We start from the raw sequence: 26,982 nt of genomic DNA, 5'->3' as shown, positions 1-26,982 counted from the left end.
AAACCGAGAGCCGCTCACCACCATTTCGGTGGGGGCCCTCACGCCGAATTGGACCGTCTGGAAAGGAGCCTTTTCATGAGCGACAACCTGTGGGGTTACCGGCCTTCGAGCGGTCACACCGCCGGAGCGGATCTGACCGGATATACGGTCGAGGCGACCGACGGCAGCATCGGCAAGGTCGACAAGCACTCGGACGATGTCGGCTCGGCAAGTCTCGTGGTCGACACCGGGATATGGATCTTCGGCAAGGAAGTCCTGTTGCCCGCGGGAACGGTCACGCGCATAGACACGGAGGACCGGAAGGTCTTCGTGGAGCTGACCAAGGACCAGGTCAAGGACTCACCGGAGTTCGACCGGCACAAGCACACGGGTGACCCCGGCTATCACGCGCAGGTCGGCGGCTACTACGGCGCCTTCCGCATCATGTGATCCCTCGCGCCACCCGGAGGCGGCGGGCCCGACCCTGAAGAAGGGCCGGCCCCGCCGTCCGGCATGTCGGCTCCCCGCACATCGACCGCGCCCCGCACATCGGCTCGCGGCACGTCGTCACGTCCGGCTTGCCGGCTCCCCGCGCATCGACCCCGCTCCGCCCCCGCCCGCCGGCCCCCTCGCCGATCGCCCCGTCAGCTGACCAGGTCCGACCAGAAGCGCACGCTCGGCGGTACGTCCGAGGCGTCGCCCTCCGCCGCCTCCCACCCCACGAACTCACGGTCCACGTAGTCCCGCAGGTCACGCCCGTAGCAAATGGTGTCCGCGCCGTGCACCGACAGGACGGGGTGCCCGAACGTCCCCCGGCCCGGCGGAAGGTACCGGTGCGAGTACACCGGAATCAGCTGCGGCACCGAAGCCAGTTCGTCCCGCGCGACGATCACGGCCAGATCCGTGTCCGACGGCCGGGGCCCCCACGCCTCCCCGTGCCACCACCCGTGCTCGACCGAGAACAGCAGCCCCTCGACCGGCCATGACAGCCGCCGTCGGATCTCCGCGGGATCACCGTCCCGCCAGTCCACCCAGGGCTGACGCCGGGACGCGCCCTCCTCCGGAGGGGACACGGACCCGACGGGCAGACCGGCGGCGAGGAAGGCGCGGTGGTCGTCGGCGAACTCGATTCCGTACTCCGCCTCGATGCGGCCGAACTCCCCTTCACTCAGCCCCGGCCGCATCACGCAGTCGCCGATCTCCGCCAGGCGGCGCGCTGCCCGCGCACCCGCCCGCTGTCCCGCACCGGTCATCACCTCAGCAGCCTAACGACCACCGCGCCACCGCCGGTCCGTCCTCAACGCGGCAGCTGCCCCTCCCGGTTGATCTCGGTCACCCGGGCCCGCAGGACCGCGCCCGGCGGGGCCGGTTCGACGGCCTCCGGCGGACAGTCCCACTCCGGTCCGCCTCCCGGCGGCCGCAGTTGTACGTACGGCCCGACCCGGCCCATCACCCGTCCGACCCGCCCGTCCCGGACATCCACCGCGTACGACCCCGGCTCGGGCATACCCGCGTCAAGTCCCTCACCCGTCATGACCGCTCTCCTTGTCCGCCAGCACCTGGCACAGCCGCAGCGCGGTGTCGAGGTTGCACCGGCCCAGGTCGACCAGTGGCGCCGGTTCGTTCCCGGCGCACGACACCGGATCGATCCGCAGCGACGGCAATGTGACACCGACCCCGCCGAGACCGTCCTTCAGCCGCGCCACCACGTCCTCCGCCATCCGCACTCTCTCCGCCGCCGCTTTGCGCCGCTCTGTCGCTTCCATGCTGCACACCTTCCACGCTGAGTGAGGGAAATGCCTACCCAGCGTGTCCAACGCGCAGCTGCCCCGGAAGAGGCGCAGTTCCGGCAAACGCGCATGTGTCACAGCCAGTTGCCATAAGGCCCGCCATCACCCGGGGAATGTCGTACGAACTGGCCTACGATCCAAGGGTGGCCGACACGATCCCGGCGGCCGCGTCCTGGCCCTGATCGCGCCGGCGGCAAAGGATGACGACGATGAGACCCAGCAGCTCCGACCACGATCTGTCCACGGCGACCTGGCACAAGTCCTCGTACTGCGGGGCAAGCGGTGGGAACTGCCTCGAAGTCGGTGTCTGGCGGCCGTCCCCGCACGGCGACGGCGAGAACGTGAGCCGCGGCGAGAACGCGGGCGACGGCCCCGACGCCCCCACCCGCTTCGTCCCCGTACGCGACTCCAAGAGGGCCGACGGCCCGGCGATCCTGTTCGGGGCCGGTGCCTGGGAGCCCTTCCTCGGCGACCTCAAGCGCGCCTGACGGTCTCGGCCCTCGGGTGGATCCGCCGCGCGGCCTCCCGAAGCTCAAGCAGCGAGATCCGAGCGCTCTTCACAGTGATGGGGTGGATGGGTCAGTTGTCCCACCCACCCACCCTGCCTGCGAAGTTGACCATTTGTGACCGGTTTGCCACGGACGGTTGTCACGCTCTAGCGTGCGTCACAGACAACGGAAAATGGACGACCCCCGCCGGTGCAACGAACACCGAACGAGGGTCTGGCCCACTAGATCGAAAAGGCGTCGATCCATGGTTACCGAACAGCTTAGTGCTGCCCCTGCCCCGCCGCACGTAACCCCGCCCGTCGCATCGCCCGCCGCGCCCCACCCGATGGCGAATCCGGGCTACGGCAAGCGCTCGGCCCCGTACCAACGTCCCCGTACCGATCGGGACTTCGCACACCTGCTCCCCCGTGACGCCGCCATCGCCGCCTACATCGACCGGCTGCCGGACGGCTCCGACATCTCCGTGAAGACGCTGGCCAAGGTGCTCCCGTACGGACAGTGCGCGATGCGCACCTCGCTCAACCGGCTCCAGGACGCGGGGCACCTGCGCCGGGGCAGCGAGTGCGTCGCCACCGAGGACGTCCTGTTGTGGGTGACCCGGTCGTTCTTCTCCCGTACCGCACGCGACGACGACTGGTGGGCGGCGTTCACACGGGGCGACGTACCGCAGGAGCAGCAACGGCCGACCCGCTCAAAGGCGTTCATCCTGCTGGCGGCGCTGGGGCGCACGGTACCCGCGCTGTCCCTGTCCGCCGCCGACTGCGTGAACCTGGAACCGCAGGTCAGCGAGTGGTTCGAGCGGGGCGCCACCGAGGCGGAACTGCTGCACGCCCTCACCTCCGGCCTCCCCAGCCCCGTCCACCACGCCGCGTCCCTGGTCCGCCGCCGCCTCACCGACAAGATGCCGCCCGAGCGGATCGCCCCGGTCCACCGCACGGTCCTGCGGAGTCTCGAATGCGGCGAGTGCCGTCGCCCCGGCACCCCCGAAACCCTCCTCGGCGGCCGCTGCAAACCCTGCCGCGGCGCCGTACCCGACAACGACTTCGGCCCGCCCGGGGCCGTACAGGCGCCAGGTGTCCGCGACCGCATGAGCGAGGTGCGCGCGGCGGTGGTCCCCCGATCGGAAAGGACATACCGATGACCGTGCAGCTCATCCGCGGCAGAAGCGGGGCACGGTGGAGGGGAGGAGGCGACGCCATGACCCCCAGCACAGCCGATCACGCCCAGATGTCCGTCGAGGAGTTCGAGCAGCTCGCCCGCACGGCCCCGGAAACCGTGACGCTCGAATTCATCAATGGAAGGCTGGAGGTCAAGCCCGCGCCCGACGGTGACCACGACGAGATCATCATGTGGGTGGCCGTGCAGTGCGTGCACCACCGACCGGACCTGCGGCTGTACCGGGAACGTGGGCTGCGGGTGGAGGAGTACCGCAACGGCCGGGCTCGCCCCGATGGGACTTTGGCGCGTGCCCGGCGCTTCGCGGGCGACGGTGAGTGGTCAAGTTCCGATGGTGTCCTGATGACCGTCGAGGTCACCTCGTACGGCTACGACACCGACCGCCGCGACCGCACCGAGAAGCGCGACACATACGCGGCCGCCGACATACCCGTCCATCTCCTCATCGACCGGGACAACGACACCCTCGTCGTCCACAGCGAGCCGGAGAAGGGCCGCTACCGGCAGCAGACCACGTACGGATACGGCGACACCGTCACCCTCCCCGCACCCGTCGATGTCACCCTGGACACCGAAGAGCTCAAGGACTACGCCCGCTGAACCCGCCCACCGGGGCAGCACCGTACCGCCGACGGATCAAAGGACCCGATGACCGACCCCGCCGAGACCGCCGACGCACCCGCCGCGACCGAGGACGACCACTACGGCGAGATATCCGTCGAACTCACAGGCGAGCACGGCGAGGTGCTCGTCGTGAGCGGCGAGAACATCCCCCGCGTCACCCTCACCCGCGCACCCGGAGCCGGGATCGACGACCACATCGCCATCGGCACCCGCGTCCCCGATGACCTCACGCTCACGGTGGACGGCCGCGACGCGACGATCAGGCCGGCCAAGGGCAGGCTCAGCCGCCGCTCCTACCGGGTCGACGTCACCTACGCGGGTACGTCCTACCGGCTGGTGCCCGACTCCATCCCCAGCAGTCGGCTGACCCGCGACGGGAAGCGCATCGGTGACTTCTCGTCGGACGGCGACAGGCGGGTCGTCGCCGAGTGGCGGGCGGAGGCGGCGGGGGCCGCGATCGAGCCGCTCGACGCGGCGATCGGCTACGCGCTGGCCGCCGCGTTCGGCACGGGCGGCCAGCCGATGTGGATGATGGCGGTCGATGTCGTCAGCGAGGCGCTGCCGTAGGTCCGGACCGTCGAGCTGTTGGCCGTCGGACCGTCGAGCTGTTGTCCAGTGAAGCCCCGGCCCGTGCTCCGCCCCCCGGCCCGTGCTCCACCCCCGGCCCGTGCTCCGTCAGCGTGCGTCCGCCGTGAGCTGGGTGGTGGCCAGTTCGCGGTACAGGTCGTCGGACTCCACCAGTTCCTCATGGGTCCCCGCCCTACGGACACGTCCGTCCTGAAGGACCACGATGCGGTCCGCGTGCACCACGGTGGACAGCCGGTGGGCGATGACGAGGACCGTGGTCTCCTGGGCGAGTTCGAGGATGACGTCGCGCAACCGGTGTTCGTTGACCGCGTCCAACTGCGAGGTCACCTCGTCCAGCAGGAGCAGACGCGGCTTGCGCAACAGTGCGCGGGCGATGGCGATCCGCTGGCGTTCACCACCGGAGAGGGTGACGCCCCGGTGACCGACCGCCGTGTCCAGCCCGTCCGGCAGCCGGCCGACGAGGTCGTCCAGCCGGGTGCGTTCGACCGCCGCGCGCAGTTCGTCCTCCGTGGCACGGGGGGCGGCGAACAGGAGGTTGTCCCTGAGGGTCCCGGCGAGGACCGGGGAGTCCTGTTCCACGTACGCGAGGGAGGCGCGCAGCTCGGCCAGCGGCCAGTCCCGGATGTCCCGGCCGCCGACGGTGATCGTGCCCTCGTCGTGGTCGTAGAACCGTTCCAGCAGGCCGAACACAGTGGACTTGCCCGCTCCGGAAGGGCCGACCAGCGCGACGAGCCCGCCGGTGGGGATGTCGAAGCTGACGCCGTTGTGGGCCGGGGCGCGCTCGTCGCCGTAACCGAAGACGACGTCCCGGAAGGTGACGCCGAGGGGCGTGGGGGGCAGGGGGTCCGGCGTGGTGGCGGACGGCGCCGGTTCGCCGGGCAGGGATTCGATCTCGTCGATACGCCGTACGGCGGCGAGGCCGCTCTGGAGACCTGTCCAGCCCTCCACAAGGCCGCCGATCGGGCCCATCAGATAGAAGAGGTAGAGCAGGAAGGCGATCAGCGAGGAGATCTCCAGCGATCCCGACGCGACGCGGGCCCCTCCGACACCCAGCACCGCCAGGAAGGCCAGCTGGATCGCCATCATCATCGTGACCTCGGAGACCGAGGACCAGCGGGCCACCGACACACCCCGGTCGTGGGCGCGGCGCGCGGCGTCGGCGACGAGGGCGCTCTCGCGTTCCTCGGCGCCGCTCGCCTTGACCGTACGGAATGCCTGGAGCACCCGGTCGAGCGAAGCGCCCATCGCGCCGACGGCCTCCTGGGCACGGAGCTGGGCGCGCTGGATCCGGGGCATCAGGAGCGCGGTCATGGCGCCGATGACGACGATGACGAGCAGGGTGACGCCGAGGAGCACCGCGTCCATGTACGCCATGAACGCGAGGGTGCCCAGCAGCATCAGGACGCTGTTGACCGACTCGACCACACTGCTGGACAGGACGGTGCGCAGCAGGGTGGTGTCACTGGTGACGCGGGACTGGAGGTCGCCGGGGGTCAGACGGTCCACGGCGGGGACCTTCAACCGGAGTATGCGGCCCACCAATTGGTTACGGGCCCGCAGGACGACGCCCTCTCCGGTACGGGCCATGAGGTAGCGGCCGGTCGCCGACAGACAGGCCCCGGCGAGGACGACGGCGGTGAGGGCGACGAGCGGGGCGGCGGGTGAGCCGCCCTCGGCGAAGGCGTCGACGGCGTACTTCGCCATCAGCGGCATGGCCAGCCCCGCCCCGGAACCGGCGAGCGACAGCAGACCGGCCCACAGGAGCATCCGCCAGTGCGGCCGGACACGTCCCAGGAGGAGGCGCAGGGGGGTGGGTGCGGAGGGGCCGTCCGCCGCACCGTCCGCTTCTACGTCCGCCACGCCTTCCGCTTTTGCGCCCGCCGCACCGCCCGCTCTTCCGCCCGCCGCACCGTCCGCTCTTCCGCCCGCCGCACCGTCCTTCGCGGCAGTCGTCGCCCCGGCTTTCGCCTCGGGCGTCTGCTCGCCCGCCGCCTCTGTCGTCGTACTCATCCGGATCCCCCTTCGCGCACCGAAACCACCGTCAGCGGGCGGAAGTCGGCCGCCTCAGCACGCCCGCCCACCGTCCGACCCCGTCCCCCTGTACCCAAGCATGCGGCTGTACCCAAGGATGCGGCGAGAACGGCGGTACGGTCCCCGCACCCGGGCGAGGCTCACCGCGCCGGAGGGAGCACCGAGCACCGCGCGCGAAGTGCGCCGCGAACGCCCGAGGGCGGCACCCCCTTGCAGGGGGTGCCGCCCTCGGTATGTCGGACAGCTCCGATCCACCGGTCTCCCGGAAGGATCAGAAGTCCATGTCACCGCCCGGCATGCCGCCCGGAGCGGCCGCAGAGGCCTTCTCCGGCTTGTCGGCGATGACGGCCTCGGTGGTGAGGAAGAGCGCGGCGATGGACGCGGCGTTCTGCAGAGCGGAGCGCGTGACCTTCGCCGGGTCGAGAATGCCCTCGGCGATCATGTCGACGTACTCGCCGGTCGCGGCGTTGAGGCCGTGACCGATCGGCAGGTTGCGCACCTTCTCCACGACGACGCCACCCTCAAGACCACCGTTGACGGCGATCTGCTTGAGCGGGGCCTCCAGCGCGAGCTTCACGGCGTTGGCGCCCGTGGCCTCGTCGCCGGTCAGGTCGAGCTTCTCGAAGACGGCCGAGGCCTGGAGCAGAGCCACGCCACCACCGGCGACGATGCCCTCCTCGACAGCGGCCTTGGCGTTGCGCACCGCGTCCTCGATGCGGTGCTTGCGCTCCTTGAGCTCGACCTCGGTCGCGGCACCGGCCTTGATGACGGCCACGCCGCCGGCCAGCTTCGCGAGGCGCTCCTGGAGCTTCTCGCGGTCGTAGTCCGAGTCGGAGTTCTCGATCTCGGCACGGATCTGGTTGACGCGACCCTGAACCTGGTCGCTGTCACCGGCGCCGTCGACGATCGTGGTCTCGTCCTTGGTGATGACGACCTTGCGGGCACGGCCGAGCAGGTCCAGGCCGGCGTTCTCCAGCTTGAGACCGACCTCCTCGGAGATCACGGTGCCACCGGTGAGGATGGCGATGTCCGCGAGCATGGCCTTGCGGCGGTCACCGAAGCCCGGAGCCTTGACGGCGACGGACTTGAACGTGCCCTTGATCTTGTTGACGACCAGGGTCGACAGGGCCTCGCCCTCGACGTCCTCGGCGATGATCAGCAGCGGCTTGCCCGACTGCATGACCTTCTCCAGCAGCGGGATCAGGTCCTTGACGCTGGCGATCTTCGAGTTGACGATCAGGATGTACGGGTCGTCGAGCGACGCCTCCATACGCTCCATGTCGGTGGCGAAGTACGCCGAGATGTAGCCCTTGTCGAAGCGCATACCCTCGGTGAGCTCCAGCTCCAGACCGAAGGTCTGGGACTCCTCGACGGTGATGACGCCTTCCTTGCCGACCTTGTCCATCGCCTCGGCGATCTTGGCGCCGATCTCGGTGTCGGCGGCGGAGATGGAGGCCGTCGAAGCGATCTGCTCCTTGGTCTCCACGTCCTTGGCCTGCTCCAGCAGAGCGGCGGAGACGGCCTCGACGGCCTTCTCGATGCCCCGCTTGAGCGCCATCGGGTTGGCACCGGCGGCAACGTTGCGCAGGCCCTCACGGACGAGCGCCTGAGCGAGAACGGTGGCGGTGGTCGTACCGTCGCCGGCGACGTCGTCCGTCTTCTTGGCGACCTCCTTGACCAGCTCCGCACCGATCTTCTCGTACGGGTCCTCGAGCTCGATCTCCTTGGCGATGGAAACACCATCGTTGGTGATCGTGGGCGCGCCCCACTTCTTCTCGAGGACGACGTTACGGCCCTTGGGGCCGAGGGTGACCTTGACGGCGTCGGCGAGCTGGTTCATCCCGCGCTCGAGACCGCGCCGTGCCTCCTCGTCGAACGCGATGATCTTGGCCATGTGAAGTGGTCCTCCCGGACAGGGGTGGATTTCTCCGGACCGAGTGGCGCCCGCGACGGACGGCCTGCGTGCCCGGTGGTTCCTTGCCCCACCGCGCCTGCGGGCCTCACCGGCCCGGTCCAAGTTTCTGTCACTCTCACCTGGAGAGTGCTAACGCCAATGATTAGCACTCGACCCCTGCGAGTGCAAGCAGGTGCCATGGTTTGTGGACAGCCACAGGCCCCTCGCAGGACCGCCACGCGCCGGTCACGGGACAGCGGCGGGACAGCAGTGGGGCCACCCTCCGGGGGCGGCCGGAGCAGTCACCCGGCGCGCGGGCGGCGCACATCGTGGCACCACATCGCGGCGGATGCCCTGGCACAGGTGGTGGCGGATACCGCGGCTCACACCACCGGCACACATCGCCCGGCACGCACGGAGGGCCCGTACCCCATGGGGTACGGGCCCTCCGTGCGTGAGTAGTGTCGTTGGCCGACCGCGCCGAGCTCAGCCGACGGCGAGCTTGACCATGTCCGCCTGCGGCCCCTTCTGGCCCTGCGAGATCTCGAATTCAACTCGCTGACCCTCTTCGAGGGTGCGGTACCCGTCCATCTGGATCGCGCTGTAGTGGACGAAAACATCCGCACCACCGTCGACCGCGATGAAGCCGTACCCCTTCTCCGCGTTGAACCACTTGACGGTGCCCTGAGCCATGCCTAACTCCCCTATTACTGGCCCTTGCACAGGACCGCACTTCGCGGGCCCGGGTCAGAACTCACCCTCCGAAAGGAGAGGGTGCGTGCGCCGTAGCGCGTCGACCGCGGCCGAATGTATCTGCCCAACTGCCCTCTGCAACAGGTCAATCGGACGAGAATTCTGGGCATGGCTGAACACTCGAATATGAGGAATACGTGAGGATCCTGGGCAAGTCGGGCCCGACAAAGGGAACTTACGTCGCAAGGTGCTCAACCACATTGGCTGCTTCTTGTCGTGACCGGGCGCATTCTCATATGCGGGCGGCACGGGCAGCGGAGGGCGCTTCCCCAACTCTACCCCGCTCAACCATGCAGAATTGCCCCCTCCGCTTCTCTCGCGGAGGGGGCAATCGGGGTCACGCGGTGAAGTCAGCAGCCTCCGGCCACTGCCGGAATGATCGAAATGCCCGCGCCGTCCGGGGTGGCCGTCTTCAGGCCGCCCTCGAAGCGCACGTCGTCATCGTTGACGTACACGTTGACGAAGCGGCGCAGCTTGCCCTGGTCGTCCAGGACACGGGCGGCGATGCCCGGGTGGTTCTTCTCCAGGGACTCGATGACCTCGGAGAGGTTGGTGCCCTCCGCAGCGACCTCGGCCTGGCCGTCCGTGTAGGTGCGGAGGATGGTGGGGATGCGGACCTTGACGCTCATGGTGGGGTGCCTTCCTTCGGTCTCGGGGTGATCAGAGGGCGGCGAGGCCGGCTTCGCGGAATGCGTCCAGGCTCGGCCGGATGGTCGCGGTCGCCTGCGAGGTCGCGGCCACCGCGTCGAGCGTCTTGAGGCCGTCACCGGTGTTCAGGACGACGGTGGTCAGCGACGGGTCGAGCAGACCGGCCTCGATCAGCTTCTTCGTCACGCCGACCGTCACCCCGCCCGCCGTCTCCGCGAAGATGCCCTCGGTGCGGGCCAGCAGCTTGATCGCGTCGACGACCTGCTCGTCGTTGACGTCGTCGACGGCACCACCGGTGCGGCGGGCGATGTCCAGGACGTACGGGCCGTCGGCCGGGTTGCCGATCGCCAGGGACTTGGCGATCGTGTTCGGCTTCTGGGGACGCACGACGTCGTGACCGGCCTTGAAGGCGGTGGAGACCGGGGAGCAGCCCTCGGCCTGGGCACCGAAGATCTTGTACGGCTTGTCCTCGACCAGACCGAGCTTGATCAGCTCCTGGAGGCCCTTGTCGATCTTCGTGAGCTGCGAGCCGGACGCGATCGGGATGACGATCTGGTCGGGCAGCTGCCAGCCGAGCTGCTCGCAGATCTCGTACGCCAGCGTCTTGGAGCCCTCGCCGTAGTACGGCCGCAGGTTGACGTTGACGAAGCCCCAGCCCTCGCCGAGCGGGTCGCCGATGAGCTCCGAGCAGAAGCGGTTGACGTCGTCGTAGTTGCCCTCGATGCCGACCAGCTCACCGCCGTACACAGCGGCCATGACGACCTTGCCCTGCTCCAGGTCGTGCGGGATGAACACGCAGGACCGGAAGCCGGCGCGGGCGGCGGCGGCGCCCACCGCACCGGCGAGGTTGCCGGTGGAGGAGCAGGACAGGGTGGTGAACCCGAAGGCGCGGGCGGCCTCGACGGCGATGGCCACGACGCGGTCCTTGAAGGAGTGCGTCGGGTTCCCGGAGTCGTCCTTGACGTACAGGCCACCGGTGACGCCCAGTTCACGGGCGAGGTTGTCGGCCTTGACCAGCTTGGTGAAGCCGGGGTTGATGTTGGGCTTGTCCGCGACATCGGCGGGGACCGGCAGCAGCGGCGCGTAGCGCCAGATGTTGTTCGGTCCGGCCTCGATGCGCTTCTTCAGCTCGTCCGGGGTACCGCTCGGCAGGTCGTACGCCACTTCGAGCGGCCCGAAACAGGACGCGCAGGCGAAGAGGGGGCCGAGCTCGAAACGCTCACCGCACTCGCGGCAGGAAAGCGCGGCGGCGGGGCCGAGATCCACAGCGGAGACAGCAGAATCGGTGGATGCGGCAACAGTCTGAACAGCCATGATGGCGGAGGTCCCTTTCTCCTCATCTTCCTTGCGACGCATTTCGCCACAAGACGGAATTGGCACCTTCCCCACCGTGACCTCAACGGTCGGCGGGAGGGTTGCCGGGACTTCAACGGGCCGTTCCCTCAGTCCCTCTGGATGAGCGCTGTGGCACTGGATCTTCGATCCAGGCATTTATTGGCGGACGGACCCCGACATGCGACGGTCATCCGCGTTGTTCAAGACTGTAACCGAAGCACCGGACCGTTGAGATAGTCGTCCGAACCGCGAGATGAATCACATACAGGGAGTATCGACCGTGCTGGAAGAGGTGGAACGCTGGCTGACCAGGCGTTCCTGGTCGGCCGCCGACCGCCCGCTGGACCGGCTCGTCGCCGCGCGGGCCAGGGATCCACACCGGGCGAGCGTGAGTGTCGTCCTGCCCGCGCTGAACGAGGAGGCGACGGTCGGCGCGATCGTGTCGACGATCCGGCGCGAGCTGATGGAGGAGGTCCGGCTCGTCGATGAGCTGGTGGTGATCGACTCCGGCTCCACCGACGCCACCGCCGAGGCCGCCCGCCGCGCGGGCGCCCGGGTGGTGCACCGGGACGCGATACTCCCGCGGATACCGGCCCTGCCCGGCAAGGGCGAGGTGTTGTGGCGGTCACTGCTGGTGACGAGCGGTGAGATCGTCTGCTTCATCGACGCCGACCTCAAGGACTTCTCCGCCGACTTCGTCTCCGGCATCGTCGGACCGCTGCTCACCGACCCGTCCGTGCAGTTCGTCAAGGCGATGTACGACCGCCCCCTGGGCGAAACCGCAGGTCAGGGCGGTCGGGTCACGGAGCTGGTGGCGCGCCCCCTGCTCAATCTGCACTGGCCGCAGCTGGCCGGGTTCGTCCAGCCGCTGGGCGGCGAATACGCGGTGCGGCGCTCCCTGCTGGAGCGGCTGCCCTTCCCGGTCGGCTACGGAGTGGAGCTGGGGCTGCTCGTCGACGCCCTGCACACCGTGGGCCTGGACGCGCTGGCGCAGGTCGATGTCGGCGTACGCAAGCACCGCCACCAGGACGGTCAGGCGCTGGGCCGGATGGCGGCGGCGATCTACCGCACCGCGCAGCTGCGGCTCTCCCGGGGACATCTGGTGCGGCCCGCGCTCACCCAGTTCGAGCGGGGCGAGAACGGCTTCGTACCGCGCACCCATGCGGTGGACACGGAGGAGCGGCCGCCGATGCGGGAGATCGCGGAGTACACCGAGCGCCGGGCCGCGTGAGGCACCGGGCCGCGTGGGGCACCGGGCGGCGAGCGCCGGGTGGCATGAGGCACCGGACGGCACGGGACGGGGGCGGTCCGGTACCGGCCGTGTTCGGTGTGGCGTAACCAATCGCGTTTGACGGCTTCCCGAACGGGCTAGGTTCCGCTACATGGTCTCCGAGCACGCTGCCCAGGTTCTCGTCGCGTCCAACCGCGGCCCGGTGTCGTACTCGCTGAGCGAGGACGGCTCGCTCGCGTCGAAACGGGGCGGGGGCGGCCTCGTCTCGGGCCTGAGCGCCGTCGACGACAAGCTGTGGGTGTGCGCCGCCCTGGGCGACGGCGACCGCGAGGCGGTCCGGCGCGGGGTCGGTGAGCCGGGCGTACGGATGCTCGACATCGACGCCGATGTGCACGCCGACGCGTACAACGGGATCGCGAACTCCGTCCTGTGGTTCGTCCACCACCTGCTCTACCAGACACCCGTCGAGCCGGTCTTCGACGCGGAGTTCCGGCGCCAGTGGGCCTCCTACGAGACGTACAACCGGGCCTTCGCCGAGGCGCTCGCCGAGGAGGCGGGGCCGGGGGCGGCCGTCCTGGTGCAGGACTACCACCTCGCCCTGGTCCCCGGCCTCCTCCGGGAACTCCGCCCCGACCTGCGCATCGGCCACTTCTCGCACACCCCGTGGGCGCCCGTCGACTACTTCCGCCTGCTGCCCGACGACATCGGTGAACAGCTGCTGCGCGGCATCCTGGGCGCGGACCGGGCGGCGTTCCTGACCCGGCGCTGGGCGGACGCCTTCATCAGCTGCTGCACGGAGATCCTGGGCGGCACGGGGCGGACCCGCATCGGGGTGCACGGGCTCGGCGCGGACGCGGAGTTCCTGCGGCGCCGCGCGCACGAGGCGGACGTGGACGACCGGATGGCGGCGCTGCGGGAGCAGGTGGGCGGCGACGGCGACCGCCGCACGATCGTGCGGGTGGACCGTACGGAACTCTCCAAGAACATCGTCCGCGGCCTGCACGCCTACCGCGCCCTGCTCGACACGCGCCCCGAGTGGCGCGAACGGGTCGTCCATGTCGCCTTCGCCTACCCCTCACGGCAGGACCTCGCGGTGTACCGGGAGTACACGGCGGCGGTGCAGACCCTGGCCGACGAGATCAACGCCGCCTACGGCACGCCCGGCTGGACCCCCGTCGTCCTCCACGTCAAGGACGACTTCGCGCGTTCCCTGGCCGCGTACCGGCTGGCGGACGTGGCCCTGGTCAACCCGATCCGCGACGGCATGAACCTGGTCGCCAAGGAGGTCCCCGTCGTCTCCGACCGCGGCTGCGTCCTGGTGCTGTCGCGGGAGGCGGGGGCGTACGAGGAGCTGGGCGCCGACGCGATCGTGGTGAACCCGTACGACGTGACCGCGACGGCCGCCGCCCTGCACGAGGCGCTGTCGATGGAGAGCGGCGAACGGGCCGAACGCTGCGAGCGGCTGGCCGCTGCGGCGACCGCGCTGCCGCCGCAGCAGTGGTTCCTGGACCAGCTGGAGGCGCTGCGGCGCGACTGACCGGGGGCCGGGGCCCCGGACGGGACCTGGAGCTACCGGGCCAGGGCTTACCGGGCCAGGGCTTACCGGGGCTGGGCGTGCCGCGCCAGGTCCGCGAGGAAGCCGACGACGGCCGCCGGTCCCGGCAGCAGCAGATCGGCGCGTTCGGCCAGTTCGGGAACCTCGGCACTGCCGCTGCACACCAGCAGACCGGGGATCCCGTCCGGCCCCTCGGCGCGCAGCTTCTCCACGGTGGCGAACGCCGCGAGGTCACCGAGGTCGTCACCCGCGTACAGGACGGACTCGGCGTCCATTTCCCGTACGTACTCCGCCAGCGCGACGCCCTTGTCCATGCCGGGCGGGCGCAACTCCAGCACCAGGCGTCCCGGTTCCACGATCAGGCCGTGCCGGGCCGCGAGCTCTCCGAGGGGCCCGCGCAGCGACTCGAAGGCGGCCTGCGGGTCCTCGGCGCGGCGGGTGTGGACGGCGAGGGCCTGCCCCTTCTCCTCCACCCAGGTCCCGTGCCAGGCACCGAACTCGTGGAGCACGCCGGGCAGTTCCGCCCGGACCGCGGCGACGCCGGGGTGCGGGGCGGGGGCGTGGACGGTGCCGGTGACGGCGTCCCAGCGCTCGGCGCCGTAGTGGCCGAGGACGACGAGGTGATCGAGGCCCGGCACTCCGGCGAAGCCGCCGTGGCGGACCGCGACACCGGCCGGGCGCCCGGTGATCACGGCGACCGAGGCGACCTTCGGAGCGAGCGCGGCGAGCGCCGGAACGGCGTCGGGGTGGGCGCGGGCCTGCTCGGGGTCCGGGACGATGTCGGCGAGCGTGCCGTCGAAGTCGAGAGCGACGACCGCGCGGTCGGGCCGGGCGAGGAGTGCGGCGAGGCCCTCACGGCCGGCGGGAGTGCTCGGGGTCGGCAGGAGTTCGGGGTGTCTGCCCATGCTTCGACCCTATAGCGCCCGAAGCCCCCGGGGGCGGGAAAAGCCCGTACGCCGTGTACGCCCGGCCCGTACGCCCCGTACACCGTGTACGCCGTGCCTGTACGCCATGTACGCCGTGCCTCTACGTCGTGTGCGCCCGGCCTGTACGTCGTGTGCGCCCGGCGCCTGTACGTCGTGTGCGCCCGGCCTGTACGTCGTGTGCGCCCGGCCTGTACGTCGTGTGCGCCCGGCCTGTACGTCGTGTGCGCCCGGCCTGTACGTCGTGTGCGCCCGGCCTGTACGCCGACCCCGCGTCGGCCCCGCGCCGGCCCCGTGCCCGTCCGGCGGTGCGGGGCGCGCCTCAGCGGCGATCCCGCCTCGCGTCCCGTATCCGGCGCAGCCGATTCACCGTGACGGGGTCCTCCGCCAGCGCCCGACGGTCCTCGATCAGCGCGTTCAGCAGTTGGTAGTAGCGCACCGGCGAGATCCCCAGCTCCTCGCGGATCGCCCGCTCCTTCGCCCCGGGGCCCGCCCAGGAGCGCCGCTCCAGGGCCAGCAGCGCGCGGTCCCGGTCGGACAGCGCGTTGTCGGGTCCGTTCTCGGGGGCGGTCATATCAACCAACCTAGCTCCCGCCCCGGACACCGCCACCGGGCCGCTACTCGGCGCTCTCCGCCCGGCCCGCCGCACTGGCGATCGCGGAGAGGACGCTCCGCGGGCTGCCGTCCGGGGCGACCGCGTCGCCGATGTTCTTCTTGAGGCCCTCGCTGACACCGGCCCAGGACGTCTTGGCGTACGGGTAGAACTGCGAGTTCGGCAGCGCCGCCAGGAAGCCCCGCAGCGGCTTGTGCTCGGCGTCGCTCTCCATCACGGCGGACGCGCTGCCGGTCACCGGCAGCATGTCGTACTCGTCGGCGAAGGCCAGCACGTTCGCGTCCGAGTACGCGTAGTCGAAGAACGTACCGATCTCCCTGCGGTGGTCGTTCTGCTTGAAGCCCATCATCCAGTCGGCGACGCCCATCGTGCCCTGCGTCGGACCGTCGATGCCGGGCAGCGGCACCATGCCGACGTCGATGCCCTTCGCCTCGGCCTTCCGCATCAGCGTGGGATGCCCGTTGAGCATGCCGACCTCGCCCTTGGTGAACGCGGCGAACGCCTTCGCCCGGTCGAGCTTGCCGGGCTCGACGGGGCCGGTGAGCCCCTTGCCGACCAGGTTGTCCTTCAGCCACTGGAGCGTGGCGACGTTCTTGTCGGAGTCGATGTCGTACGAGCCGACGTCGTCCGTGTAGCCGCCACCCCCGCTGAGCAGCCACATCATGGTCTCGGCCTGGGATTCCTCCTGGCCGAGCGGCAGCGCGAACGGGTAGCCGACACCACGCTGCTTGAGCGCGGAGGCGTGGTGCTGGATGTCGGTCCAGGTCTGCGGGGCGTCGAGACCGGCCTGCCGGAAGAGCTCCTTGTTGTAGAAGAGCAGCCGGGTGCTCGCGACGAACGGCAGCCCGTACTGCCGGCCCTGGATCTTGCCCGCGTCGCTCAGCACCGGGAGGAAGTTGGCCTGGGTGCGGATGGCGAGCATCTGGTCGGCGGTGTAGATCTTGCCGGCCTTGGCGTAGTCGGCGTACGCCCCGATCTGGGCGATGTCCGGCGCCTTCCCGGCCTTCACCATCTCGGCGACCTCGCGGTCGACGTCCGTCCACGGGTAGATGCGGACATCGACCTCGATGCCGGGGTGGGACTTCTCGAAGCCCTCGGCGACACGGTTCCAGTACTTCTCGGAGCTGTTGGCCGCACTGGTGCCGTAGTCGGCGGCGACCAGTGTGAGGGTGACGTCCTCCGAGCCGCTGTCACCGCCACAGGCAGACAACGCCGCTGTCATGCCGAGTGCCGCCACTACCGCGGTCCAACCCATAAAGCGCCGCTGCACAGCCCCGCCCATCCTCGTCGGTCGCATCGCTCCTGCACGCATCGCTCACGGACCGACGGACTCCCGCCGTCATCGCGCCCCGCGGCGGCCGCGGCTCCGGCACTCACGCGGACGTCGTCCGGAAGAACTGCGATTTTCCCCCATCCGCGTCCCAAAGGTCTACACCACCGGCGTATCACTTCGGCAACGTACGCAAAGGGGCAACCCGGGCCACCGGGTCCGATCATTTTGTATGGATGCGCAACAAACAGCCCTAGTGGACTAGACCTTTTAGGGGTCGGCGGGCGAAACTGTCTCCCGTGAGACATGTCATCGCCCTCGATGTGGGCGGCACAGGAATGAAGGCCGCGCTGGTCGGGACCGACGGCACGCTCCTCCACAAGGCGCGACGGGCCACCGGGCGCGAGCGCGGTCCCGAGGCGGTCGTCGAAACCATCCTCACGTTCGCCGCGGATCTGCGCGCGTACGGCGAGGAGCACTTCGGCGAGAGCGCCGTCGCCGCCGGGGTCGCCGTGCCCGGCATCATCGACGTCGAGAACGGGATCCTGGTCTACGCCTCGAACCTGGGCTGGAGCGACGTACCGCTGCGCGACCTGCTCGGCAAGCGGCTCGGCGGCGTACCCGTCGCGCTCGGCCACGACGTCAGGACCGGCGGTCTCGCCGAGGGCCGGATCGGGGCCGGGCAGGGCGCGGACCGCTTCCTGTTCGTACCGCTGGGCACCGGGATAGCCGGGGCCATCGGGATCGACGGCTCCATCGAGGCGGGCGCCCACGGTTACGCGGGCGAGATCGGCCACCTCGTGGTCCGGCCGGACGGCCCGGAATGCGGCTGCGGCCAGCGCGGCTGCATGGAGACCCTGGCGTCCGCGTCCGCGGTGACCCGGGCCTGGGCCGCTGCCTCCTCGAACCCCGAGGCGGACGCGGCGGACTGCGCGAAGGCCGTCGAGGCGGGCGACCCCGCGGCGATCCGGGTCTGGACGGACGCGGTCGACGCGCTCGCCGCCGGACTGGTCACCGCGCTCACCCTGCTGGACCCCCGCATGCTCATCATCGGTGGCGGTCTGGCCGAGGCCGGGGAAACCTTGTTCACACCACTGCGTGCGGCCGTCGAGGAACGCGTCACGTTCCAGAAACTGCCCCGCATCGTCCCGGCGGCCCTCGGGGACACCGCCGGATGCCTGGGCGCAGGGCTGCTCGCCTGGGATCTACTCTCCACGGAGGTATCCGCCTGATGGCCGGACGCGCAGACAGCACCGTTCTCGCAGGGGCCCGGGTGGTACTTCCCACCGGCACCGTCGAGAACGGCCGGGTGATCGTCGAAGGCACCCGGATCTCCGGCAGCTCGCCGGAGGGCGCCCGGACCGTCGACCTCACGGGCCACTGGGTGGTCCCGGGCTTCGTCGACATGCACAACCACGGCGGCGGCGGCGCCTCGTTCACCTCCGGCACCGTGGACGAGGTCCTCAAGGGCATCCGCACGCACCGCGAGCACGGCACCACCACCCTGGTCGCCTCCACCGTCACCGGTGAGATGGACTTCCTCGCCCAGCGGGCCGGAATCCTCTCCGAACTGGTCGAGCAGGGCGATCTGGCCGGGATCCACTTCGAGGGCCCGTTCATCTCCCCGTGCCGCAAGGGCGCGCACAGCGAGAAGCTGCTGCGCGACCCGGACCCGGCCGAGGTCCGCAAGCTGATGGACGCGGCGCGCGGCACGGCGAAGATGTTCACCCTCGCCACCGAGCTGCCCGGCGGCATCGACTCGGTGCGGCTGCTCGCCGAGCACGGGGTCATCGCCGCGATCGGTCACACCGACGCGACGTACGAGCAGACCGTCGAGGCCATCGACGCGGGCGCCACCGTCGCCACGCACCTCTACAACGCGATGCCGCCCCTCGGTCACCGCACCCCCGGTCCGATCGCCGCCCTCCTGGAGGACGAGCGGATCACCGTCGAGCTGATCAACGACGGTACGCATCTGCACCCGGCCGCCCTGCAACTGGCCTACCACCACGCGGGCGCCGACCGCGTCGCGCTGATCACCGACGCGATGGACGCGGCCGGTTTCGGCGACGGCCAGTACCAACTGGGCCCGCTCGCGGTCGAGGTCAAGGACGGCGTCGCCCGACTGGTGGAGGGCAACTCGATCGCGGGCTCCACCCTCACCCTGGACACCGCCTTCCGGCGGGCCGTGACGGTCGACCGGATTCCGGTGGACGACGTCGTACGGTCCATCTCCGCCAACCCGGCGCGGCTGCTCGGCGTGGACGACAGGGTCGGCTCGCTGGACCCGGGCAAGGACGCGGACCTGGTGGTCCTGGACGCGGACTTCGCGCTGAAGGGCGTCATGCGCAAGGGCGAATGGATCATCGAGCCGTAGAACGGCACATACCGCCCGCCGCCGACGGCGGGCCGAGCACGTAACGAAGAGACGGCGGTTGGCCCCGGGGACTGGGCCGGCCGCCGTCTCTTTGGCATGATCGTCAGGGCTTCCGCGGCAGTGCGGGTAAGCGCGTTCTATCAAGGCAGCAAAGGGCCGAGGCACCAAAGGATGGGGGGTCGGCGCGGATGATCCTGACCGTCACGCTGAACACCGCACTCGATGTGACGTACGCCGTTCCGGCACTCGTCCCGCACAGCAGCCACCGCGTGGGCGAGATATCCGAACGCCCCGGCGGCAAGGGGCTGAACGTGGCCCGGGTGCTCTCCGCGCTCGGCCACGAGACGGTGGTCACCGGATTCGTGGGCGGCTCCACCGGGGCCGTGCTGCGCGAGCTCCTGGCCGGCCCTTCCGCCGAAGCCGGGGCCGGGCGGTCCGCCGCAGCCGTAGCCGCAGCCGGTCCTGCCATCGGAGCCGGCCCTTCCGCCGCAGCCGGGGCCGGGCGGTCCGCCGCAGCCGTAGCCGCAGCCGGTCCTGCCATCGGAGCCGGGTCTTACGCCGAAGCCGGAGCCGGACCCGATCCTTCCGCCGAAGCCGGGGCCGGACCCGCAGCCATCGCCCCACCCCCGCGCGACGCCCTGGTCACCGTTGCCGGGAACACCCGTCGCACACTCGCCGTCGTCGACCGCTCGACCGGTGACACCACCCAGTTCAACGAGCCGGGACCGCAGGTGAGCGCCGGTGAGTGGGCCGCCTTCCTCCGGACGTACGGGGACCTGCTCACCGGAGCCGACGCGGTCGCCCTCTGCGGCAGCCTGCCGCCCGGTGTCCACGTCGGCGCGTACGCGGAACTGATCCGTCTCGCCCGCACCGCCGAGGTCCCCGTGCTGCTGGACACCAGCGGCGAACCGCTGCGCCGCGGCATCGCGGCCCGCCCCGACCTCGTCAAGCCGAACGCCGACGAGCTGGCCCAGCTCACCGGCGCCCGCGAACCGCTGCGCGCCGCCCGGGACGCCCGTCGCCGCGGCGCCCACAGCGTGATCGCGTCACTGGGGGCGGACGGCATGCTCGCCGTCACCCCGGACGGCGTCTGGCGGGCTTCCCCGCCGGCCGCCGTACAGGGCAACCCGACCGGCGCGGGCGATTCGGCGGTGGCCGGACTGCTGTCCGGCCTCGTCGAGGGCCTGAGCTGGCCGGACCGGCTGACCAGGGCGGTGGCACTGTCGACGGCGACCGTGCTGGCCCCGGCGGCCGGGGAGTTCGACGGCCCGGCCTACGCCGGGCTGTTGCCGCGCGTCGGCGTCGAACGCCTCGCACCCGCGGCCTGAGCCGCGGGCCCGGACGACGCCGCGGACACGACGCGGGAGTCCAGCACCACTCAGCACAACAGCAAGCAGGGGGCATCATGCCGCTCGTCAGCACCGGTGAACTCGTCTCGGCCGCGCAGGCCGAGGGCCGCGGGATCGCCGCCTTCAACGTCATCACGCTGGAGCACGCCGAGGCCATCGCGATGGGGGCGGAGCGCGCCGGAGCGCCCGCGATCCTCCAGATCTCCGAGAACGCCGTCAAGTTCCACGGCGGGCTGCTCTCCGCCGTCGCCGCCGCGGCCGCCGCCGTCGCCCGCGCCTCGACCGCACCGCTCGCCCTCCACCTCGATCACGTCGAGTCCGTCGAGCTGCTGCACCGGGCGCACGGGGAGGGCTTCGGCTCGGTGATGTTCGACGCCTCCAAGCTCCCGTACGACGAGAACGTGAAGACCACCGCGGAGGCCGTCCGCTGGGGCCACGAGCGCGGTCTGTGGATCGAGGCGGAGCTGGGCAAGGTCGGCGGCAAGGAGGGTGAGGCGCCGCTGGACGCCCACGCCCCCGGCGTCCGCACCGACCCGGCCGAGGCCGCCGCGTATGTCTCCGGCACCGGGGTGGACGCCCTGGCCGTCGCGGTCGGCTCCTCGCACGCGATGACCGAGCGCACCGCCGCCCTGGACCACACCCTGATCACCCGGCTGCGCGACGCGGTCCCGGTCCCCCTGGTGCTGCACGGCTCCAGCGGCGTGCCCGACGCGGAGATCCGGCAGGCGGTGACCTCGGGCATGGTCAAGATCAACGTGGGCACGGCCCTGAACACCGCGTTCACCGGCGCGGTACGGGCGTACCTGGCCGAACACCCGACGGGCGTGGACCCGCGCAAATACCTCGTCCCGGCTCGCGAGGCGATGGCCGGGACGGTGGCGGGTTTCCTGCGGCTGATGGGCTGACGGGCTGACGGGCTCTCGGGCCGACAACGGCGACGGGCTGACAGCGGCGACGACCGGGGCCGGCCCGGACCGGCACGCCGACAGTCCGCCGGGGGGCCGGGCACAGAACCGGCGCCGCCCCGGTCCCCCGTCACAGTGGTCGTCGCCGCTGTGACGGGGCCGGGGCGGCGCCGCCGAACCGAACGGTCAGTTCCTGGGCGGGGTGACCTCGACCCAGTCCAGGATCACGTTGCACTGATTGCCGTCCTCGCACGAGATCTTGATCTCGTTCTCGCCCTTCTGGAGGGTGACCGGCGCCCAGGTGGTCTGCCAGTTCTTCTCCCAGTTGGCGTCGGAGGACTTGATGAAGTTCTTCAGTCCGATCGGCTGCGAGTTCGCCTTGCCGTTGACCGTGAGGGTCGCGAAGGCGTCCACCGCCGGAATCGCGTAGCGCACGGTCAGGGCGTACTCACCGGAGTCCGGCATGTTCGCCTTCCAGGTCGCCGATGCGCCGACCTGGTTGAAGCCCGTGATGTACGTGCCCCCGGCGCCCTGTGCGCCCTTGACCGTCTTCTCGGTCAGGGCCGAACCACCGAGCGTCAGCGTCGCCGCGTCCTGCTTCGGCAGTTCGGCCGACTCCTCCGGGTCCTTGGAATTCTCGGTCTTCGGAGATTCCTTGACCTCACCGGCGGGACCGGCCGACGATCCGGCCTCGCTCTTCTTCTTGTCACCGTTGTCGCCCGTCGTCAGGGCGACGCCGATGCCGATGAGCACGACCGCGACGACGGCGACCGCCACGATCAGCAGGGCCTTGGTGTTGGGGCCGCCGCGGCCCGGACCGCCGTCCCTGCCGCCCTGGCGCGGGACCTGGGAGGTGGGCGCGCCACCCGGGTAGGTCTCGGGGGCCGCGTACTGCGCGTTCGGCTGGCCGTACTGCGGCGGGGCCTGCTGGCCGTACGCCTGCTGCTGATGCGGAACCTGCTGCCCGTACTGGCGCTCGCCGACGGTCCGCACCTGGTTGTACGAGGTTCTGGGCACACCGGGCTGCGCGGCCGGGCCGGGGTAGCCGTAACCGCCCTGACCGGGCGGCTGGGCTCCCGCCGCTTGTCCGTCCGCGTACAGGTAGCCGAACGGATCGTCGTCCTCGGGCTTGCTCGCGCCGTTGTTTCCGGCCGTCATCCCTGGGTCACTCCTCACCATGTCGCCAGCCGTCGCCGACCGGCCGAGCCTACCTCGAACGGAGCACTCGCCGAATTTGCCGTCACTCCACCCGTGCGGTCCCGCGGACCGATACGGGGCAGGGGAGGGACCATGCCGTGAACGTCAGCCCGCCCTGCGGTGAACCTTCGACCGGGACCGCTTCTCCACGTACATCCGCTGGTCGGCGGAGCGCAGGACCTCTTCCACCGTCATGCCGCACTCGGCCCATCCGATGCCGAAGCTCGCCCCGACCCGGACCGCCCTGCCATCCACCCGAATGGGCGGAATGATGGCATTTCGTAGACGTACAGCCAGGTCAGCGGCGTCCGCGGCGCCCAGCCCGTCCGCGAGCACGACGAATTCGTCACCCCCGAGCCGCGCGACGGTGTCCCCGTCACGCACACAGGTGGTGAGCCGCCGGGCGACCTCGATCAGTACGGCGTCCCCTGTGTGATGCCCGAAACGGTCATTGATGGACTTGAAGCCGTCGAGGTCGCAGAAGAGGACAGCGAGCCCCTTCGCCCCGTCGTCCTTGTCCGCGTCCGGTGCCGCCGTGTGCACATGGTGGTCGTACGGGCCGCCGCCCAGCACCGGGTCCGTCTCGTAGCCGTCGGGCTGGAAGCCATGCGTACGGGAGGTCTCGACATCGCCGTACGCCGCGTCCAGCGCCTCGATGGCGGTGGTGGCGGTGGAGTGCGGGCGCTCGCAGATGCGGGCGCTGAGCCGGGACTTGAGCTCGGCACTGTTGGGCAGCCCGGTGAGGGCGTCGTGCGAGGCGCGGTGCGCGAGGTTCAGCTCGTGGCGCTTGCGCTCCTCTATGTCCTCGACATGGGTGAGCAGGAAGCGCGGGCCGTCCGCGGTGTCGGCCACCACGGAGTTGCGCAGCGAGACCCAGAGGTACGTGCCGTCCCGGCGCCCCAGCCGCAGCTCGGCCCGGCCGCCCTCGGCCGACGTGCGCAGCAGGGTGCCGATGTCCTCGGGGTGGACCAGGTCGGCGAAGGAGTAGCGGCGCAGTACGGAGGCGGGGCGGCCCAGCAGCCGGCACAGGGCGTCGTTGGTGCGCAGCAGCCGGCCGTGCTGGTCCCCGCCCATCTCGGCGATGGCCATCCCGCTGGGGGCGTACTCGAACGCCTGGCGGAAGGACTCCTCGCTGGCCCGCAGCGCCTGCTGTTCCCGTTCGAGCCTGACCAGTGCGCGCTGCATATTTGCTCTGAGGCGAGCGTTACTGATCGCAATCGCCGCCTGTGATGCGTACATCTGAAGGGCTTCGCGCCCCCACGCGCCGGGGCGGCGACCGTTGCGGGGGCGGTCGACCGAGAGAACGCCCAGAAGATCCTGCCCACCGCCGGACGCGTACATCGGGGCGTAGAGCCGGTCCAGGGGATGCCACTCGTCCTCGAACCGGGGTTCGGGCCCCTCGGTGTGCCACTGCGGTACGTCGTCGTCGAGGAGGACCCAGCCCTCGGTGTGCGGTATGAACCGGAGCTCGTCCCAGGCTTCGCCCATGGTCAGCCTGCGCTCCCACGAGGAACGGGAGCCGACACGTCCGGTGATCAGGGCTTCGGCCGCGGAATTGCCCGCGAAGGCGGCGATGACGAGGTCACCGTCGGGCCGGACGAGGTTCACACAGCCCAGTTCGTAGCCGAGACCGGCGACGATGCCGTCGGCCACTGTCTGCAGCGTGTCCGCCAGACTCCGCGCCGTATTGAGATCAGCGACGGCCTGGTGCAGCTGCCGCATGGTCGCAAGACGAACGTACGGTTCCGACTCGGCCTCCATTGCTCGCACTCCCCGAGACCTCGACAGCAACTCCAGGTTTCATATCGACGTACTTCTTGCAGTGTCACGCTCACTGAATCACAGTGAGCTGTGCACCCGGTACACAGGGTCAACAAATACTGCACTCTGTGACTCAAGTCACAACAGATGGTAAAGGGTTGCCAGTGACTCTCCCAAGTCGCCCATCGTTTTCTTGAACGCAAATCCTCGGCGTTGCAGCGGCCCCCGCCACGCCGTGGAGCCCCCCGTGGTTCCGGAGTCCTAGGACCCGGCTGGTCCCCTGGCCCGATGCGGTCGCCCGGCGCTCGCGGCTAGCGTGCCCCGTGTGTTGCAGACAAAGCCCCCCGCCCCGCGTCCCGAGCCCGTCCCCCATGCTGAGGGGGTGAGCAACGACGAGTTCCGTGCCGCCCTCGCGCGGCTGGCCGCAGGAGTGGTGCTGGTCACCGCGCAGGAACCACCGCTCGACGAGCACGGCCGGGGCGAGGACGTCGGGATGACGGCGACCGCCTTCATGTCCGTGTCCCTGGACCCGCCCCTGGTGCTGGTGAGCCTGCGCAACGACTCCCGGATGGACGACCTGCTGTCGGAGCAGCCGCTGTGGGCGGTCTCCGTACTGGCGGGGAGCCAGCGGCACATCGCGGGCCGGTTCGCCATGAAGGGCCGGATCAGCGACCGGCTGCTCTTCGAGGACATCCCCTACATCAGGGGAGAGGTGACGAACGCGCCGCTGGTCGGCGGGGCGCTCGCGACACTGGAATGCCGCACGGAGCAGCGCGTCCCCGCCGGTGACCACACGCTCGTGATCGGGCGGGTGCTGACGGCGGCCCTGCCGAGCGCGGACGGCGACCCGCTGGCGTACTTCAAGGGGCGCTACCGCCAGCTGGACTGACGCACACCCGGACCGGCGCGCACCCCCGGGGTCGACGCACCCCCGGGGTCGACGCCCACGTGGGCCGACGCGCCCCCGGGCCGACGCACACGTGGGCCGACTCACACGCGGGCCGACGCCCACCGGGACCGGCACGCGGGGCAGCCGTCGGCGGCCCCGCCACCGGCCCGGCTACCAGTCGCGGCCCGACCGGCCGCGCTTCGTGTCGCCGCGCTGCTTCTTCTCCCGCAGTCTGCGCTCGTTGATCCCGCGCGGGATCCGGCTCTTGCGGCGCGCCTTGGGCGGTGGCGCCGTGGCCTCGGCCAGCAGCGCGGCGAGCCGGACGGCGGCCGTCTCGCGGTTGCGCCACTGGGAACGGTGCTCGGAGGCCCGTACCGCCACCACGCCGTTGACCAGCCGGCCCGCCAGCCGCTCCAGCGCCCGCGCCTTCCACACCTCGGGGAGCGACTCGGTCGCCGCCACGTCGAAGCGCAGCTCCACCTGGGAGTCGCTGGTGTTGACGTGCTGTCCCCCGGGCCCGGAGGACCGCGAGAAACGCCACATGAGCTCGGCCTCCGGCAGGGAGACCGAACCGCGGATGACATAGGGCCCGGACATGACACCCATGTTCCCTGCCCCACGGGCCGTCCGTCACCTTCTTTTGCCACACCCGTCCGGCCCATTGGGCCAGAAGTTCGGCAAAGAAAGTAAAGCGACCAGGAACCTCGTGGTCCATTGCCTGCGTTATGACGGGTGACGGTAGCTTTCGTGATGACACGAAGCCCGTACACGACGAAGGAAAGGGACTTCCCATGGCTGTAAGCCTGTCCAAGGGCGGCAACGTCTCGCTCACCAAGGAGGCACCGGGCCTGACCGCCGTTACGGTCGGCCTCGGCTGGGACGTCCGCACCACCACCGGCACCGACTTCGACCTCGACGCCTCGGCGATCGCGGTCAACCCGGCGGGGAAGGTCGTCTCCGACGGCCACTTCGTCTTCTTCAACAACAAGTCGACGCCGGACCAGACAATCGTCCACACCGGTGACAACGTCACGGGCCAGGGCGAGGGCGACGACGAGCAGATCAACGTCAACCTGGCGGGTCTGCCGGCCGACGTGGACAAGATCGTCTTCCCGGTCTCCATCTACGACGCCGAGAACCGCAGCCAGAACTTCGGCCAGGTCCGCAACGCGTTCATTCGCATCATCAACCAGGCCGGCGGCACCGAGCTCGCCCGCTACGACCTGAGCGAGGACGCCGCCACCGAGACCGCCATGGTCTTCGGCGAGCTCTACCGCAACGGTGCCGAGTGGAAGTTCCGCGCGGTCGGCCAGGGCTACGCCTCGGGCCTGCGCGGCATCGCCCAGGACTTCGGCGTCAACCTCTGACGCGCTCCTGACTGTTCCGCGGGAGCCCCCGGCCGTACCCCGGCCGGGGGCTCCCGTGCGTCGCGAGCGGTTGGCACCGCGCCTCCCGGAGCTCCCGTACGTCGCGGAGTCCCCGTACGTCGCGGAGTCCCCGTGTCTCCCCGAGCTCCCGTACGTCGCGGAGTCCCCGTACGTCCCAGTCGCCGTACGTCCCGGAGCTCCCGTACGTCGCGGACGGC

27 protein-coding genes and 1 riboswitch are annotated in these 26,982 nt (G+C 70.6%); of the genes, 13 read left to right on the top strand and 14 right to left on the bottom strand.

Annotated elements, in window-relative coordinates; translation table 11 throughout:
• The first annotated feature begins 75 nt into the window (after positions 1–75).
• Entirely contained in the window at positions 76–429 is a 354-nt protein-coding gene (locus OG251_RS22445) for a PRC-barrel domain-containing protein (RefSeq protein WP_326678844.1), read from the top strand.
• Between the two features lie 194 nt (positions 430–623).
• Here the strand turns inward: OG251_RS22445 and OG251_RS22440 are convergent, their stop codons facing one another.
• The 3 genes from OG251_RS22440 to OG251_RS22430 are packed head-to-tail and all read right to left on the bottom strand — an operon-like array spanning position 624 to position 1,745.
• On the bottom strand, positions 624–1,232 hold the full coding sequence (locus OG251_RS22440; protein ID WP_326681359.1) for a hypothetical protein: 609 nt from the start codon (positions 1,230–1,232) through the stop codon (positions 624–626).
• Between the two features lie 44 nt (positions 1,233–1,276).
• Complete coding sequence (locus tag OG251_RS22435; protein ID WP_326678843.1) at positions 1,277–1,513, bottom strand: hypothetical protein; 237 nt, start codon at positions 1,511–1,513, stop codon at positions 1,277–1,279.
• Positions 1,503–1,745, bottom strand: a complete 243-nt coding sequence (locus tag OG251_RS22430) for a hypothetical protein (protein ID WP_326678842.1) — start codon at positions 1,743–1,745, stop codon at positions 1,503–1,505. Before OG251_RS22430 ends, OG251_RS22435 begins: the two co-directional genes overlap by 11 nt.
• 233 nt (positions 1,746–1,978) lie before the next feature.
• Here OG251_RS22430 and OG251_RS22425 point away from each other — a divergent pair, with 233 nt between their 5' ends.
• The 4 genes from OG251_RS22425 (at position 1,979) to OG251_RS22410 (ending at position 4,645) form a co-directional block, all read left to right on the top strand.
• Positions 1,979–2,257, top strand: coding sequence for a DUF397 domain-containing protein (locus tag OG251_RS22425; protein WP_326678841.1), 279 nt, complete (start codon positions 1,979–1,981; stop codon positions 2,255–2,257).
• Between the two features lie 346 nt (positions 2,258–2,603).
• Complete coding sequence (locus OG251_RS22420) at positions 2,604–3,419, top strand: hypothetical protein (protein ID WP_326678840.1); 816 nt, start codon at positions 2,604–2,606, stop codon at positions 3,417–3,419.
• A 56-nt stretch (positions 3,420–3,475) separates the two neighbouring features.
• Positions 3,476–4,054: a Uma2 family endonuclease gene (locus tag OG251_RS22415; RefSeq protein ID WP_326678839.1), complete on the top strand. Its 579-nt coding sequence runs from the start codon at positions 3,476–3,478 to the stop codon at positions 4,052–4,054.
• 48 nt (positions 4,055–4,102) lie between these two features.
• Positions 4,103–4,645 (top strand): hypothetical protein, encoded by a 543-nt coding sequence (locus OG251_RS22410; RefSeq protein ID WP_326678838.1) that lies wholly within the window; start codon positions 4,103–4,105, stop codon positions 4,643–4,645.
• A gap of 108 nt (positions 4,646–4,753) precedes the next feature.
• On the opposite strand, the gene OG251_RS22405 is transcribed toward OG251_RS22410, so the two are convergent.
• The 5 genes from OG251_RS22405 to thrC form a co-directional block, all read right to left on the bottom strand.
• Positions 4,754–6,433 carry an ABC transporter ATP-binding protein gene (locus tag OG251_RS22405; RefSeq protein ID WP_365194481.1) on the bottom strand — a complete coding sequence of 560 codons (1,680 nt, stop codon included), beginning with the start codon at positions 6,431–6,433 and terminating at the stop codon, positions 4,754–4,756.
• 535 nt (positions 6,434–6,968) lie between these two features.
• Positions 6,969–8,591, bottom strand: a complete 1,623-nt coding sequence (gene groL, locus OG251_RS22400; protein WP_266932109.1) for a chaperonin GroEL — start codon at positions 8,589–8,591, stop codon at positions 6,969–6,971.
• Positions 8,592–9,077: 486 nt separating this feature from the next.
• Entirely contained in the window at positions 9,078–9,284 is a 207-nt protein-coding gene (locus tag OG251_RS22395) for a cold-shock protein (RefSeq protein ID WP_003967346.1), read from the bottom strand.
• A gap of 410 nt (positions 9,285–9,694) precedes the next feature.
• On the bottom strand, positions 9,695–9,973 hold the full coding sequence (locus tag OG251_RS22390) for a MoaD/ThiS family protein (RefSeq protein ID WP_073718673.1): 279 nt from the start codon (positions 9,971–9,973) through the stop codon (positions 9,695–9,697).
• A 31-nt stretch (positions 9,974–10,004) separates the two neighbouring features.
• Positions 10,005–11,306: a threonine synthase gene (gene thrC, locus OG251_RS22385; RefSeq protein ID WP_326678836.1), complete on the bottom strand. Its 1,302-nt coding sequence runs from the start codon at positions 11,304–11,306 to the stop codon at positions 10,005–10,007.
• A 19-nt stretch (positions 11,307–11,325) separates the two neighbouring features.
• A riboswitch (SAM riboswitch) is annotated at positions 11,326–11,454 on the bottom strand.
• 153 nt (positions 11,455–11,607) lie between these two features.
• Between thrC and OG251_RS22380 the strand changes: the two genes are divergently transcribed.
• Positions 11,608–12,558, top strand: coding sequence for a glucosyl-3-phosphoglycerate synthase (locus OG251_RS22380; protein ID WP_326681358.1), 951 nt, complete (start codon positions 11,608–11,610; stop codon positions 12,556–12,558).
• Between the two features lie 151 nt (positions 12,559–12,709).
• Positions 12,710–14,095 (top strand): alpha,alpha-trehalose-phosphate synthase (UDP-forming), encoded by a 1,386-nt coding sequence (locus tag OG251_RS22375; protein WP_326678835.1) that lies wholly within the window; start codon positions 12,710–12,712, stop codon positions 14,093–14,095.
• Positions 14,096–14,157: 62 nt separating this feature from the next.
• Here the strand turns inward: OG251_RS22375 and otsB are convergent, their stop codons facing one another.
• The 3 genes from otsB to OG251_RS22360 form a co-directional block, all read right to left on the bottom strand.
• Positions 14,158–15,018 carry a trehalose-phosphatase gene (otsB, locus tag OG251_RS22370; protein ID WP_326678834.1) on the bottom strand — a complete coding sequence of 287 codons (861 nt, stop codon included), beginning with the start codon at positions 15,016–15,018 and terminating at the stop codon, positions 14,158–14,160.
• Between the two features lie 340 nt (positions 15,019–15,358).
• Positions 15,359–15,610: a DUF3263 domain-containing protein gene (locus OG251_RS22365; RefSeq protein WP_326678833.1), complete on the bottom strand. Its 252-nt coding sequence runs from the start codon at positions 15,608–15,610 to the stop codon at positions 15,359–15,361.
• 43 nt (positions 15,611–15,653) lie between these two features.
• A complete protein-coding gene (locus OG251_RS22360; RefSeq protein ID WP_442818429.1) occupies positions 15,654–16,931 on the bottom strand; it encodes an ABC transporter substrate-binding protein in 1,278 nt (425 codons plus the stop codon).
• A gap of 326 nt (positions 16,932–17,257) precedes the next feature.
• Here OG251_RS22360 and OG251_RS22355 point away from each other — a divergent pair, with 326 nt between their 5' ends.
• From OG251_RS22355 to OG251_RS22340, 4 genes are all read left to right on the top strand, one after another.
• Positions 17,258–18,151 (top strand): ROK family protein, encoded by an 894-nt coding sequence (locus OG251_RS22355; protein ID WP_385889479.1) that lies wholly within the window; start codon positions 17,258–17,260, stop codon positions 18,149–18,151.
• A complete protein-coding gene (gene nagA / locus OG251_RS22350) occupies positions 18,151–19,296 on the top strand; it encodes an N-acetylglucosamine-6-phosphate deacetylase (RefSeq protein ID WP_326678830.1) in 1,146 nt (381 codons plus the stop codon). The genes OG251_RS22355 and nagA overlap by 1 nt, the downstream gene beginning before the upstream one ends.
• A gap of 188 nt (positions 19,297–19,484) precedes the next feature.
• Complete coding sequence (locus OG251_RS22345) at positions 19,485–20,624, top strand: 1-phosphofructokinase family hexose kinase (RefSeq protein WP_326678829.1); 1,140 nt, start codon at positions 19,485–19,487, stop codon at positions 20,622–20,624.
• 77 nt (positions 20,625–20,701) lie between these two features.
• Positions 20,702–21,550, top strand: coding sequence for a class II fructose-bisphosphate aldolase (locus OG251_RS22340; protein WP_326678828.1), 849 nt, complete (start codon positions 20,702–20,704; stop codon positions 21,548–21,550).
• A 186-nt stretch (positions 21,551–21,736) separates the two neighbouring features.
• Here OG251_RS22340 and OG251_RS22335 read toward each other — a convergent pair whose 3' ends face one another.
• Positions 21,737–22,708 carry a CBM35 domain-containing protein gene (locus OG251_RS22335; RefSeq protein ID WP_326678827.1) on the bottom strand — a complete coding sequence of 324 codons (972 nt, stop codon included), beginning with the start codon at positions 22,706–22,708 and terminating at the stop codon, positions 21,737–21,739.
• A 144-nt stretch (positions 22,709–22,852) separates the two neighbouring features.
• Positions 22,853–24,508, bottom strand: a complete 1,656-nt coding sequence (gene cdgB / locus OG251_RS22330) for a diguanylate cyclase CdgB (protein WP_326678826.1) — start codon at positions 24,506–24,508, stop codon at positions 22,853–22,855.
• Between the two features lie 382 nt (positions 24,509–24,890).
• Between cdgB and OG251_RS22325 the strand changes: the two genes are divergently transcribed.
• Positions 24,891–25,397, top strand: a complete 507-nt coding sequence (locus tag OG251_RS22325) for a flavin reductase family protein (protein WP_326678825.1) — start codon at positions 24,891–24,893, stop codon at positions 25,395–25,397.
• A gap of 171 nt (positions 25,398–25,568) precedes the next feature.
• Here OG251_RS22325 and arfB read toward each other — a convergent pair whose 3' ends face one another.
• Positions 25,569–26,003, bottom strand: coding sequence for an alternative ribosome rescue aminoacyl-tRNA hydrolase ArfB (gene arfB, locus OG251_RS22320; protein ID WP_326678824.1), 435 nt, complete (start codon positions 26,001–26,003; stop codon positions 25,569–25,571).
• A gap of 185 nt (positions 26,004–26,188) precedes the next feature.
• On the opposite strand from arfB, the gene OG251_RS22315 reads away from it, so the two are divergent.
• The gene (locus tag OG251_RS22315; protein ID WP_326678823.1) at positions 26,189–26,764 is read left to right on the top strand and encodes a TerD family protein; all 576 of its coding nucleotides are present in this window, start codon (positions 26,189–26,191) and stop codon (positions 26,762–26,764) included.
• Positions 26,765–26,982: the final 218 nt, after the last annotated feature.

This window comes from Streptomyces sp. NBC_01237, from assembly GCF_035917275.1.
Lineage (GTDB): Bacteria > Actinomycetota > Actinomycetes > Streptomycetales > Streptomycetaceae > Streptomyces.
The sequence above is the reverse complement of the archived record's forward strand: the minus strand, read 5'-3'. Positions and strand labels throughout refer to the sequence as shown.